This is a genomic window from Rothia sp. SD9660Na (genome assembly GCF_030064065.1).
In the GTDB taxonomy this organism is placed as follows: Bacteria; Actinomycetota; Actinomycetes; order Actinomycetales; family Micrococcaceae; genus Rothia.
In genome coordinates, this window is record NZ_CP125946.1 from 1 (window position 1) to 12,902 (window position 12,902).

The 12,902-nt window shown below is 59.5% G+C and carries 10 protein-coding genes, 2 tRNA genes and 1 rRNA gene; all 13 read left to right on the forward strand.

Annotation, left to right across the window (positions count from 1 at the left end; all coding sequences use genetic code 11):
- The first annotated feature begins 73 nt into the window (after positions 1 to 73).
- On the forward strand, positions 74 to 1,645 hold the full coding sequence (gene dnaA, locus QM007_RS00060) for a chromosomal replication initiator protein DnaA (protein ID WP_502949108.1): 1,572 nt from the start codon (positions 74 to 76) through the stop codon (positions 1,643 to 1,645).
- 459 nt (positions 1,646 to 2,104) lie between these two features.
- Positions 2,105 to 3,232 (forward strand): DNA polymerase III subunit beta, encoded by a 1,128-nt coding sequence (gene dnaN, locus QM007_RS00065; protein ID WP_283490006.1) that lies wholly within the window; start codon positions 2,105 to 2,107, stop codon positions 3,230 to 3,232.
- 36 nt (positions 3,233 to 3,268) lie between these two features.
- Positions 3,269 to 4,462, forward strand: a complete 1,194-nt coding sequence (gene recF / locus QM007_RS00070) for a DNA replication/repair protein RecF (RefSeq protein WP_283491031.1) — start codon at positions 3,269 to 3,271, stop codon at positions 4,460 to 4,462.
- Positions 4,463 to 4,468: 6 nt separating this feature from the next.
- Complete coding sequence (locus QM007_RS00075) at positions 4,469 to 5,074, forward strand: DciA family protein (RefSeq protein WP_283490007.1); 606 nt, start codon at positions 4,469 to 4,471, stop codon at positions 5,072 to 5,074.
- A 299-nt stretch (positions 5,075 to 5,373) separates the two neighbouring features.
- Positions 5,374 to 7,401 carry a DNA topoisomerase (ATP-hydrolyzing) subunit B gene (gyrB, locus tag QM007_RS00080; RefSeq protein WP_283490008.1) on the forward strand — a complete coding sequence of 676 codons (2,028 nt, stop codon included), beginning with the start codon at positions 5,374 to 5,376 and terminating at the stop codon, positions 7,399 to 7,401.
- Between the two features lie 74 nt (positions 7,402 to 7,475).
- Positions 7,476 to 10,127, forward strand: coding sequence for a DNA gyrase subunit A (gene gyrA / locus QM007_RS00085; protein ID WP_283490009.1), 2,652 nt, complete (start codon positions 7,476 to 7,478; stop codon positions 10,125 to 10,127).
- On the forward strand, positions 10,117 to 10,623 hold the full coding sequence (locus QM007_RS00090; RefSeq protein ID WP_283490010.1) for a DUF3566 domain-containing protein: 507 nt from the start codon (positions 10,117 to 10,119) through the stop codon (positions 10,621 to 10,623). The genes gyrA and QM007_RS00090 overlap by 11 nt, the downstream gene beginning before the upstream one ends.
- 162 nt (positions 10,624 to 10,785) lie before the next feature.
- Positions 10,786 to 10,859: transfer RNA gene (locus QM007_RS00095), tRNA-Ile, on the forward strand.
- A gap of 23 nt (positions 10,860 to 10,882) precedes the next feature.
- Positions 10,883 to 11,002, forward strand: coding sequence for a DLW-39 family protein (locus QM007_RS00100; protein ID WP_237205123.1), 120 nt, complete (start codon positions 10,883 to 10,885; stop codon positions 11,000 to 11,002).
- Between the two features lie 12 nt (positions 11,003 to 11,014).
- Positions 11,015 to 11,087 (forward strand) — tRNA-Ala (locus QM007_RS00105).
- A gap of 3 nt (positions 11,088 to 11,090) precedes the next feature.
- Positions 11,091 to 11,207 (forward strand): 5S ribosomal RNA (gene rrf, locus QM007_RS00110).
- A gap of 173 nt (positions 11,208 to 11,380) precedes the next feature.
- Complete coding sequence (locus QM007_RS00115) at positions 11,381 to 12,574, forward strand: inorganic phosphate transporter (RefSeq protein ID WP_283490011.1); 1,194 nt, start codon at positions 11,381 to 11,383, stop codon at positions 12,572 to 12,574.
- Positions 12,575 to 12,862, forward strand: coding sequence for a hypothetical protein (locus tag QM007_RS00120; protein WP_283490012.1), 288 nt, complete (start codon positions 12,575 to 12,577; stop codon positions 12,860 to 12,862).
- Positions 12,863 to 12,902: the final 40 nt, after the last annotated feature.

Sequence of the window (12,902 nt, forward strand, 5' to 3'; positions counted from 1 at the left end):
TGGGACCCGCGGCTAAGCTGTGGGTAAGTTTTTTGCGTGACCTGAGATTATAGGAGAGCCAGTGGGCGATTATATGGACCCGGAGCTTCAGAAGAAGTGGATGCACCTGGTGACTTTGCTGCGGGCAGATACCTCGGTGGCTCAGCGTCATCGTGCGCATATTGGCCTGGCTCAGCCGCACGCTTTTATGGGTAATGTGCTGTTGATTGCGGTGCCGAGCGAGTTTACCCGCGATATTTTTCAGCACGAGCTGAAGAAGACCCTGCAGGAGGCTATTACCGCGACCTTTGGCCAGGGGGTGACTGAGGCTTTCATTATTGATACCAGCCTCGAGAATTCTCCCGAGAAGGTGGCGCTGCCCGCAGCGGAGCGTCCTGCTGCTCCGTCTTTCCCTGCGCCCACTGAGCGGGAGCAGGCTTCCCGTGCCGGTTTCGACGAAGCTGCCCACCGGCCTCCGGACGTCACTCCCGCTTTTGGGCAGGCACCGGCAGCTCCCGAGTTTGCCCAGGTCAACCACGAGATAGAGCCCCTTGAAGAGCCTGTTGAGGCAGGCGAGCTGATCGAGGCCCCCTCGGAGCCGGGGGATGTAAAGACCTGGGACTCCACCGCGCGTCTGAACCCCAAGTACACCTTCGATAGCTTTGTGATTGGCCAGTCCAACCGTTTTGCCCACGCGGCTGCCTTCGCGGTGTCCGAAACCCCGGCGTCTGCCTACAACCCCCTCTTTATCTACGGCGGCTCGGGTCTGGGTAAGACCCACCTGCTGCACGCTATTGGCCACTATGCTAAGAGCCTCTACCCCGGTTTGCGGGTGCGCTACGTGAATTCTGAGGAGTTCACCAACGATTTCATCAACTCCATTCGCGACAACAACGGTATTACCTTTAAGCAGATTTACCGCAATGTCGACATGCTCCTGATCGACGATATTCAGTTCCTGGCTGGGAAAGATAGCACCCAGGAAGAGTTCTTCCATACCTTCAACGCCCTGCACAACCACCAAAAGCAGGTGGTCATTACCTCTGACCTGCCGCCCAAGCAGCTGACCGGTTTTGCCGAGCGTATGCGCTCGCGTTTTGAGTGGGGTTTGATTACCGATGTTCAGCCGCCGGAGCTCGAAACCCGTATCGCGATTCTGAGTAAGAAGGCCCAGAACGAGGGTCTTGATGTGCCCGATGACGTGATGGAATATATTGCCTCGCACATCTCCACCAACATTCGTGAGCTGGAGGGCGCGTTGATTCGTGTGACCGCTTTTGCCTCCTTGCAGGGGCAGCCGGTGGATATGCAGCTGGCGGAGCAGGTGCTCAAGGACCTGTTGCTGGACGACGGTGCCCAGGAAATCACGGCATCGCAGGTGCTACAGGCAACGGCGGAATACTTTGACGTGACGATTGATGATCTGCGGTCGAAGTCCCGTAGCCGTACTCTGGTGAACGCGCGTCAGATTGCCATGTATCTCTTGCGAGAGCTCACCGATATGTCGCTGCCCCGTATTGGGCAGGAGCTGGGCGACCGTGACCATACCACCGTGATGTACGCAGATCGCAAGATTCGTAATCTCATGGCGGAGCGTCGCCCTATCTTTAACCAGGTCACAGAGCTTACTAACCGTATTAAGCAGGGGTCTCGCGACGCATCCTAACCCTAAAAGGACTAGTCACAGGGGTGTGGATAACTTTGAGACTTATGGGGTTTTACTGTGGATGTTAAGTGCATGAATATGCAAAGCCTGTGCAGTTCGATGATTGCATAAATATCCATTCACTATTCACTCACAGTGGAGACGGGTTTTCTACACAGGCGCCCCACAAGCGCTTAGTTGAGATTCCGGGCTCAGACGGGGTTTTCCACAGTTTTCACAAGGGTTATTAACACTACGATTCTTAAAGAAAAAACGTCAAATAACAAAAAATCTGTGCTTGTGCTGCCGGGCTGGGCTGGGCTCTTGTAATTACAGATTTTCGTGAGGGTTCTTTGGTTCAGGGTCACGGCTTGTAATTACAGAAAAACAGCCTTAGTGCCAAGGTAGTCCGGTAGACTGGACACCTGAACTATGCCCGTTTAAGGGCTTCTCATGTTTAAAGCTTTGGAAGGTGCTCCAGTGAAATTTACTGTCGAACGCGATACTTTGGCCGAGGCCGTCAGCTGGACTGCCCGTTCCCTCTCCCCTCGTCCGCCTGTGCCGGTACTCTCTGGTTTGCTCATCAAGGCAGCAGCTGGTGAAGTATCTATTGCCAGCTTCGACTACGAAACCTCAGCCAAGCTCAATATCGCAGCCGATATCGCTGAAGAGGGCGAAGCCCTGGTATCTGGCCGTCTGCTTGCCGACATCTGCCGTTCGCTGCCTAAGTCTGACGTGCTCTTTGAGCTGCGTGAGGGCAAGGTTCACCTCTCCTGCGGTTCTTCTAACTTCAACCTCTCGTCCATGCCTGTAGCTGACTACCCCGAACTGCCTGCCCTCCCCGCAGTATCAGGTACCGTTGAGGGCTCTGAGTTCGCCAAGGCTGTTACCCAGGTGTCGGTGGCAGCGTCCAAGGACGACACCCTGCCGATTCTGACCGGTGTACGCATGGAAATCGAGGGTGACCAGATCACCCTGCTCGCAACCGATCGCTACCGTCTGGCCATGCGCGAGCTGACCTGGAACCCCGCAGATGCTTCTATCTCAACCGCTGCGTTGGTCAAGGCCAAGACCCTTTCTGAGGTCGCCAAGACCCTGGGTGGTGCAGGAGAACTCTCTATCGCCCTCTCAGATACCCACGAGCTCATCGGCTTTGAATCTGACTCCCGCCGCACCACCAGCCTGCTGGTCGACGGCGAGTACCCCAAGATTCGTTCCCTCTTCCCCGAAGTCACCCCCGTACACGCAATCGTCCGTACCTCAGACCTGATGGAAGCCGTCCGCCGTGTCTCCCTGGTCGCTGAGCGCAATACCCCCGTCCGCCTGGCCTTCAGCCAGGGGCAGGTCACCCTGGACGCCGGCACCGGTGAGGACGCCCAGGCAACCGAGGTGCTGCAGGCCCACCTGCACGGCGAGGACATCACCGTAGCCTTCAACCCCAGCTACCTCTCTGAGGGTCTGCACACCTTCGCAGCTAACAAGTTCGTGCGTTTCTCCTTCACCGACCCCCGCAAACCCGTTGTGCTCTCTGAGCAGGACGACTGGCAAGCTGAGGACGAGAAGAACTACCGCTACCTGCTCATGCCTATCCGCCTGCAGAACCAGTAAAACCGCAGGTCAAACCGCTATCTCAAGGAGGGCGCGCTGTACATCGACCACCTTTCGTTGATGGACTACCGCACCTACCAGCTCCTGACTCTCCCCCTCAGCCCCGGCGCCACCGTCTTTCTCGGGCCAAACGGGGTGGGCAAAACCAACATCGTTGAAGCCATTGACTACACCGCGCAGCTGGCTTCTCACCGGGTTAGTCAGGACGGCCCGCTGGTACGTGTGGGCGCTGACCGCGCCTACATCCGCACCCGCACAGTCCGTGGCAACCAGCAGACTGTCCTTGAGTTTGAACTAGCCCCCGGTAAAAGCAACCGGGTGCGTATCAACCGGGCGGCGCCCGTCCGCGCCCGTGAAGCCCTGGGCGTCACCCGCACCGTGCTCTTCTCACCTGAGGATTTGCAGCTGGTGAAGGGGGACCCCGCCGGGCGGCGGCGTTTTCTTGATGATTTAGCGGTATCTCTGCGCCCCTCTGTTGCCGGCTACCGGGCGGACTATGAGCGGGTTTTGCGCCAGCGCAACTCCCTGCTCAAGTCCATGCGCTCGCGGGGCAGCACCGGGGCTGAGGATACCTACACCCTGGAGGTCTGGAACAAGCAGCTGGCGGACGCCGGTGCCCACCTCTTGCAGGCCCGGCTGCGCACCCTTGCCCTACTTCTGCCGCAACTGCAGAGGGCCTATACCGAGCTCACGGACGGCTCCAAGAGCGTGAGTCTAGTGTACGACTCCACTGTTTTCCCGCCAATTTCAGCTAATCTTCTGCCGACCGCTGCCCTGATGGGGGTAGATGATTTGCGGGAGGCTATGCTGCGCGGGTTTGCCGATAAGCAGCGGGAGGAGCTGGAGCGCGGTGTGACCCTGGTGGGACCCCACCGCGATGATCTTGCCCTGGAACTCGGTGGCATTCCGGTCAAGGGTTTTGCATCCCACGGGGAAAGCTGGTCGTATGCCCTGGCTCTGAAGCTGGCCTCCTGGTATGTACACCTGGCAGATAACGATGCCCCCGGCGCCTCCCCCATCTTGATTCTTGATGACGTCTTTGCTGAGCTCGATACCGCCCGCCGCCATAAGCTGGGTGCTATTGTTGCCGGTGCTGAACAGGTGCTGGTGACCTGCGCTGTAGCCAGCGATATTCCTGAGGAACTGGGCCACATCACCTTGGTGCGGGTGGAACCCGGACGAGCCTGGGTAGAACCTTCACCGCTAGGCAATATTCCAGAAAAGGAATAGATTGCTATGTGGGACGATATATCTCAAACGGAATACGGTGCGGAGGCTGTAGATGCCCCCCATGCCCTGCTCAGCCGCATCCGAGCTGCCAAAGAAGCCCGCGGCGAACACCGGGTGCAGGGCGCAGCCGGGCGAAAAATCATCAAAGACTTTGGGCGGGTGATGAATGCTGAACCCGGCACTAAAGTCCGCCGCTATACCTCAACAGAAGCAAGCGGCCAGCTGGGTGGCTACACCGGAGCTGGTCCCAGCGCCCGCGACCCGCAGAGCCTCGGTGGCCTGCTCGACCGCGTCATTATGGAACGGGGCTGGACTACCCCCCTGGCGGTTTCATCGGTCATGGCCCGCTGGGATAAACTGGTCGGCCCCCAAATTGCCTCGAAAGCCACCCCTGAGAGCTTTGAGGACGGGGTGATGACCGTCCGCTGCGAGTCCACCGCCTGGGCTGTGCAGATTCGCCAGATGAAGTACGACATTATGCGCCGCTTCAACGGGGAGCTGGGTGACGATGTCGTCAAGGACGTACGCGCCTTTGGGCCAGCAGCCCCCTCGTGGAAAAAAGGACGGCGGGTTGCCCCCGGCGGGCGCGGCCCCCGCGACACCTACGGGTAGAGAAGCCCATACCGCAAATTACAAAAATCGCTTCTGCGCCCCTGAACCCCTGACCCTGTGAGAACCCACAGCATCGGGGTTCCGGTCGCTCTAGCAGCGCTCTAGGTATCTTCTGGCAGTATATGCCCCTCTAAAACACCACAAAACAGGTTCAAAAATAGCCCTGTGCGGTAGAATTGAGAGCAGAACACGCGCGCCTGCCCACCCGTACAGTAGCCCCACCCCGCCGCCTTGAGCGCGGGCGTCCGCGCTGAACGGCCGCCGGTGCGAGACCGACCATGCAAGGAGCCTAACTACCTGTGGCAACTGAAGAAACCTCCCACGAATACGGCGCCGCCGACATCACGGTCCTCGAAGGCCTTGAAGCCGTGCGCAAGCGCCCCGGTATGTACATCGGTTCAACCGGCGAACGCGGCCTGCACCACCTGGTCTACGAAGTCGTTGACAACTCCGTCGATGAGGCCCTGGCAGGGCACGCCGACCTAATCGAGGTCGTCATTCAGAAGGACGGCGCAGTTCGAGTTGCCGACAATGGGCGAGGCATTCCCGTCGATGAGCACCCCACCGAAAAGAAGCCTACCGTCGAGGTCGTCATGACCATCCTGCACGCCGGCGGTAAGTTTGGCGGCGGCGGCTACGCGGTCTCCGGCGGCCTGCACGGCGTGGGTATCTCCGTTGTTAACGCGCTCTCGACCAAGGTCGAAACCGAGGTACGCCGCCAGGGCTACAAGTGGCATATCAGCTACGCCAACGGCGGCCACACCGTCAAGCCCCTCACCCGCGGGGAGGCCACCGACGAAACCGGCACCACCCAGACCTTCTACCCCGACCCCGAAATCTTCGAAACCGTTGAGTTCGACTTCGAGACCCTGCGCGCCCGATTCCAGCAGATGGCCTTCCTGAACAAGGGCCTGACCATCCAGCTCACCGACGAACGCGAGCTGCACGAGGGTGATGAAGTCACCGGCGAAGAGAAGCCCGAGAAGCTGCCCCTCAACCAGGTAGGCGCCGACGCCAACGGCTACAAGACCGTCACCTACATGTACAAGGACGGCCTCTTTGACTACGTGAACTTCCTGAACACCTCCAAGAAGCTCACCACCGTGCACGATGACATCATCGCCTTCGAAACCGAAGACACCGACCGCATGATGAGCCTGGAAGTGGCCATGCAATGGACCACCGCCTACAAGGAATCGGTGCACACCTACGCCAACACCATCAACACCCACGAGGGCGGCACCCACGAAGAAGGCTTCCGTACCGCTCTAACCACCCTAATCAACCGCTTCGCCCGCGACAACAAGCTGCTGCGCGAGAAGGACGACAACCTCACCGGTGAGGACGTGCGCGAAGGCCTGACTGCCGTGGTTTCCGTCAAGATTTCCGAGCCCCAGTTTGAGGGGCAGACCAAGACCAAACTGGGTAACTCCGAAGCCAAGGCTTTCGTTCAGCGCGAGACCATGGACCAGCTGGGTGACTGGCTGGAGCGCAACCCCGGCACTGGCAAGGAAATCGTCCGCCGCGCTATCACCGCAGCCCAGGCCCGTCTCGCTGCCCGTAAGGCCCGCGAAACCACCCGCCGCAAGGGCCTGCTTGAAACCGGATCTATGCCCGGCAAGCTCAAGGACTGCTCCTCCAAGGACCCCTCGATTTCCGAGATTTACCTGGTAGAGGGTGACTCTGCGGGCGGCTCAGCCGTGCGCGGCCGCAACCCCGAAACCCAGGCCATCCTGCCCCTGCGCGGTAAGGTGCTGAACGTCGAGCGCGCTCGCCTCGACCGCGCCCTGTCCAACGCTGAAATTCAGTCACTGATTACCGCCTTCGGTACCGGCATCGGTGAAGACTTCGACATCGAGAAGGCCCGCTACCACAAGGTTGTCCTGATGGCCGATGCGGATGTGGACGGCCAGCACATCACCACTCTGCTGCTGACCCTGCTCTTCCGCTACATGCGTCCGCTCATCGAAGCCGGCTATGTCTACCTGGCCCAGCCCCCGCTCTACCGCATCAAGTGGTCCAACGCCCCGCACGACTACGTCTTCTCGGACGCCGAGCGCGACGCTGCCCTGGAAGCTGGCTACGCCAAGAACCAGCGCATCCCCAAGGACAACGGCATCCAGCGCTACAAGGGCCTGGGTGAGATGGACTACACCGAGCTCTGGGATACCACCATGGACCCCGAGCGCCGCACTCTGCTGCAGGTCAAGATGGAAGATGCCGCAGCGGCAGACCAGATCTTCTCCGTGTTGATGGGTGAGGACGTCGAGGCCCGCCGAGAATTCATCCAGCAAAACGCAAAGGACATCCGCTTCCTTGATATCTAAGGCTTTTTAGCGTGAGTTAAGCGATATATAGCCAATATGGAATATAAAAATCAAGGACGAAAAACGAGGAACTTATGAGCGACGAGAACACCACCAGCTCACCCCAGCCCGTCGAGGGCGACATCGTTGCAACCGACGCAACCCCGGCGCAGGCCGGCGGTAACGTTGAGGTTGTCGACCTGCGCTCTGAGATGGAGCGCTCCTACCTGGATTACGCCATGGCCGTCATTATCGGCCGCGCCCTGCCCGATGTGCGTGACGGTCTGAAGCCCGTGCACCGCCGTGTCATCTACGCCATGTACGACGGCGGCTACCGCCCCGAGCGCTCCTTCAACAAGTGCGCCCGCGTGGTCGGTGAAGTCATGGGTCAGTACCACCCCCACGGCGACGCCGCTATCTACGACACCCTGGTCCGCCTGATCCAGGATTGGGTCATGCGCTATCCCCTGGCCCTCGGTCAGGGTAACTTCGGCTCCCCGGGTAACGACGGTGCCGCAGCACCTCGTTATACTGAAACCAAGATGGCTCCCCTGGCCCTCGAAATGGTGCGAGATATCACCGAGGACGCCGTCGATTTCCAGCCCAACTATGACGGCAAAAACCAGGAGCCGGTCGTCCTGCCCTCCCGTATACCCAACCTGCTGGTTAATGGCTCATCGGGTATCGCGGTCGGTATGGCCACCAACATCCCGCCGCACAACCTGCGCGAGGTGGCCGACGGCGTGCAGTGGTTCCTGCAGAACCCCGAGGCCTCCAATGAAGAGCTGCTCGAAGCCCTGATCGCCCGCATCAAGGGCCCTGACTTCCCCACCGGCGCAACTATCCTGGGTCACAAGGGGATCGAACAGGCTTACCGTACCGGTCGCGGCTCCATCACCATGCGTGCTGTGGTCAATGTCGAGGAAATTCAGGGCCGTACCTGCCTGGTCGTCACTGAACTGCCCTACCAGGCCAACCCCGATAACCTGGCCATCAAGATTGCTGAACTGGTCAAGGACGGCAAAATCACCGGTATCGCCGACCTGCGCGACGAAACCTCCGGCCGCACCGGCCAGCGCCTGGTCATCGTCCTCAAACGCGACGCCGTGCCCAAGGTGGTGCTGAACAACCTCTACAAGCACACCCAGCTGCAGGAAAACTTCTCAGCCAACATGCTGGCGATTGTGGACGGCGTACCCCGCACCCTCTCCCTAGACGCCTTCATCCGCCACTGGGTCAACCACCAGCTCGAAGTCATCGTGCGCCGCACCCGCTACCGCCTGCGTCAGGCTGAGGAAGAAGCGCATATCCTGCGCGGCCTGCTCAAGGCCCTCGATGCCCTCGATGAGGTCATTGCCTTGATCCGCCGCTCCCCTACCGCAGATGACGCCCGCACCGGCCTGATGGACTTCCTCGACATTGACGAGGCTCAGGCCCAGGCGATTCTGAACATGCAGCTGCGCCGACTGGCCGCCCTGGAACGCCAGAAGATTCAGGACCGCCACGACGAGCTCATGCGCATGATCGACGAGTACAACGCGATTATCGCCTCTGAGGACCGCCAGCGTGCCATTATCTCCGAAGAACTGGCCGAAATCGTCGCCCGCTTCGGCGATGAGCGCCGCACCAAGATCCTCATGGGCTACGACGGCGACATGTCCATGGAAGACCTCATCCCCGAGGAAGAGATGGTCGTCACCATTACCCGCGGCGGCTACGTCAAACGCACCCGCAGCGACCAGTACCGCTCCCAGCACCGCGGCGGCAAGGGTATCAAGGGTGCCTCCCTGCGCGGGGACGACGTCGTTCAGCACTTCTTCGTCACCTCCACCCACTCCTGGATTCTCTTCTTCACCAACCTAGGCCGCGTCTACCGCACCAAGGCCTACGAGCTTATGGAAGCCGGCCGCGACGCTAAGGGCCAGCACGTGGCCAATCTGTTAGCCTTCCAGCCCGAGGAGACCATCGCCAAGGTTATGGAGCTCAAGTCCTACGAGGACGCCCCCTACCTGATTCTGGCCACTAAGAACGGTCTGGTGAAGAAAACCGCCCTGTCGGACTACGACACCAACCGTGCCGCCGGCGTCATCGCCATCAACCTGCGTGACGGCGACGAGCTGGTTTCAGCCCAGCTGGCCAGCGCCGAGGACGACCTGCTGCTGATCTCCCGCCAGGGCCAGTCCCTGCGCTTCACCGCCTCTGACGAGGCTCTGCGCCCCATGGGCCGTGCAACCTCCGGTGTGACCGGCATGAAGTTCCGCGACGGCGACGAGCTGCTCTCAGCCAACGTCGTCACCGATGACTCCTTCGTCTTTGTGGTTACCGCTGGCGGCTACGCCAAGCGTACCCAGGTTGACCAGTATCGTGTGCAGGGCCGTGGCGGCCTCGGCATCAAAGTCGCCAAGCTGGCAGAAGACCGCGGCGACCTCGTTGGTGGCCTGATTGTGGGCGAAGAGGATGAGGTTATGGTGGTCATGCAGTCCGGCAAGGTTGTGCGCACCTCGGTCTCCGAAGTGCCCGCCAAGGGCCGCGACACCATGGGCGTCATCTTCGCCAAGCCCGGCAAGAACGACGAGATTCTCGAAGTCGCCCGTAACTACGAACGCAATATCGATGAGGCAGACGACATCGACGAAAACGGCGCCGAAAGCACCGAAAAGCCGGCAGATGAAGTACCTTTAGAAAACAAGACCACCCCGGCAGTAGCCGACACCGCAGACGCACTTGGAGGTAAGAGTGAGCACTAAAAGCACCGGAACCGCACCGCGGCCAGCGCCGCGAGTCGGCACCCCGCGCGCTGCCCAAGGTAAGGCAGGCCCCCAGCGTGCAGCGTCCGCAGGTACCCAGCGCAAACCGCTGGTGCGCCCCGCGCCCCGCTCCAAAATTCGTCGTGCCCGCCTGGTTGTTGCCAAGGTAGATACTTTCTCCGTCGCCAAGCTCGTCTTCCTGCTCTCAGTAGCTATCGGTATCGCAACTGTGGTTGCAGCTGTCATTCTTTGGCTGGTCATGCAGGCCACCGGCGCCTTCCAGAGCCTCAACGACCTGCTGACCCTGCTGGGTACCACAGGCGATGCCGTAGACATCTCTCAGTACCTCTCACTGGGGCAGGTAGCTCTCTACAGCACCATCATCTCCGTAGTGAACGTCGTGCTCTTCACCCTGCTCGGCACTCTTGCAGCCATGCTCTACAACGTGGCAGCCAAGCTGGTCGGCGGCGTGGGCGTGACCCTCACCGACGAATAAACACCGAGTAAAACTCTCATCTAGCCCCGTGGCACCCTAGTTTTCAGGGAGCCACGGGGTTTTTTGAACCCCTGCGAGGCACTGTGTCTCAGAACACTCTCTTTCGATTTGGCAAGGTGTCAAAATCTGTGTAAAGTTATATCTCGTTCTGATGAACACCAAGGGCGTATAGCTCAGACGGTTAGAGCGCTACACTGATAATGTAGAGGTCCCAGGTTCAATTCCTGGTACGCCCACTCACCTTGGTCGAAAGGTTGACATGAAGAAATTTATGGCAATCACGCTCGCTGCATTAGCAACAGCGATAGCGGCAAAGAAAGCCAAGGATTCTCAGGAGAATAAAAAAACTTGGGAAGAAGCTACAGATAAAATTTCATAGGTAGCACCCGATGGGGGCGTGGCGCAATTGGTAGCGCACCTGCTTTGCAAGCAGGGGGTTAGGGGTTCGAGTCCCCTCGCCTCCACTCTTCGGTGATTATAGCAAGAGGGAAACACCCGGTCCCATCCCGAACCCGGAAGTTAAGGCTCTTAGCGCCGATGGTACTGCACTGGCGACGGTGTGGGAGAGTAGGTCATCGCCGAATTAAATGTGATAAGGAACCCCAGTCGAAAGACTGGGGTTCTTTTTTGCTGTCGTCGATAAAAGTTTTCCCTTTAGTTTGCTGGCCTGGAAATAAAGCTACCAATGACTAACAGCACAAGCGACTCTAGTCTGTTATGGCCTTGAAATAACCAGAAAAGCATAAGAATAGAAACCGTGACTACAGAACTCATCATTCTGGTGATCGTAGTGCTCACCGCACTAGCCTTCGACTTCACCAACGGCTTCCATGACACCGCCAACGCTATGGCCTCTTCTATTGCCACCGGCGCCCTCAAGCCCAAGGCGGCTGTCGCCCTTTCCGCCGTCCTTAACCTCGTCGGTGCCTTCCTCTCCATCGAGGTAGCCAAAACTGTTGGCTCCGGTCTCATTGACCTTGAAACTGCCGGCGGAGGCCCCAGCCTCATGCTCATTGTCTTTACCGGCTTGGTGGGCGCCATCCTCTGGAACGTCTTCACCTGGCTGCTGGGTCTGCCCTCCAGCTCCTCTCATGCCCTCTTCGGCGGCCTGATCGGTGCAACCCTGGCGTCCCTGGGCACCAATGGCGTGCTCTGGAGCGGCGTGCTGATGAAGATCATCGTCCCCGCCCTGATGGCCCCGCTGATTGCGGGCGTGGTTGCCGGTGTCGGTGCCGCCCTTATCTACGCGCTGACCAAGCCCGTCCCCGCCGAACAAAAGAAGAAGAACTTCCGCTTCGGCCAAATCTCAGCAGCTTCCCTCATGTCTCTGGCTCACGGTACCAACGACGCTCAGAAGACTATGGGTGTTATCTTCCTAGCCCTGGTGGCCGCCAACGAAATCAACCCCGAAGCGGATATTCCCTTCTGGGTGCGCCTAGTCTGCGCCCTGGCTATCGCCCTGGGCACCTACCTGGGTGGCTGGCGCATCATCAAGACCATGGGTAAGGGTATTGTCGATATTGAAGGCCCCCAGGGCTTTGCTGCTGACGGCTCCTCGGCAGCTATCATCCTGACCTCATCCCACTTTGGTATGGCCCTGTCTACCACTCACGTGGCAACCGGGTCCATCATCGGCTCCGGCGTTGGCCGTCGCGCCAAGGTGAGCTGGTCAACCGCCCGCCGTATGGTTATCGCCTGGATTATCACCTTGCCCGCCGCTGGCTCCGTCGGCGCACTGACCTGGTTCGTGGGTAACGGTATCAACTCTTTGACTGGCAGCGCCTGGATGGGCGAGGCAACCGTCTTCCTGATTCTGGTGGGCTTCTGCTTCTGGATGTGGGCTCACTCCCGCAAGAGCGCCGTCAGCCACATTGATATGCACTCGGGTGAGGCTGTCACTACCCGCGAGGTGCACACCGAGTCGATTCCCACCGTGAAGGCTGGTTCCTAAATGTTGATTGTTGATATCTTCCACAAGATTTACCCCGTCTTCCTGGCCGGTCTGGGCTTTGGTGCTGGTCTGCCGATTCTCTACGCCCTGGGTGTGCGCCTGATGAGTGGCACTGCTGTAGAAACCCCTGAGGGTACCGTTTACACCGACCCTGCCCCGGTAGCGCGCGTTGCCGCCTACGTGCTGTTTGCGGTGCTTACTCTGGCTGTTGTGAGCGGTATTCTCTGGATCGCCAAGGACTTCATCTACGCCTACACCGGCTTCAACTTCCTGGGAGCTGCAGGCTAAAGGGTTCTGTGCATAGACGGCGGGGGCTGGTGGTTTCGCC

Bases quoted from the DNA above. Each gene is read 5' to 3' on its own strand.
- QM007_RS00100 (WP_237205123.1), top strand. From the start codon at position 10,883: ATGAAGAAATTTATGGCAATCACGCTCGCTGCATTAGCAACAGCGATA.
- gyrA (WP_283490009.1), top strand. From the start codon at position 7,476: ATGAGCGACGAGAACACCACCAGCTCACCCCAGCCCGTCGAGGGCGAC.
- QM007_RS00075 (WP_283490007.1), top strand. From the start codon at position 4,469: ATGTGGGACGATATATCTCAAACGGAATACGGTGCGGAGGCTGTAGAT.
- dnaA (WP_502949108.1), top strand. From the start codon at position 74: ATGGACCCGGAGCTTCAGAAGAAGTGGATGCACCTGGTGACTTTGCTG.
- QM007_RS00120 (WP_283490012.1), top strand. From the start codon at position 12,575: ATGTTGATTGTTGATATCTTCCACAAGATTTACCCCGTCTTCCTGGCC.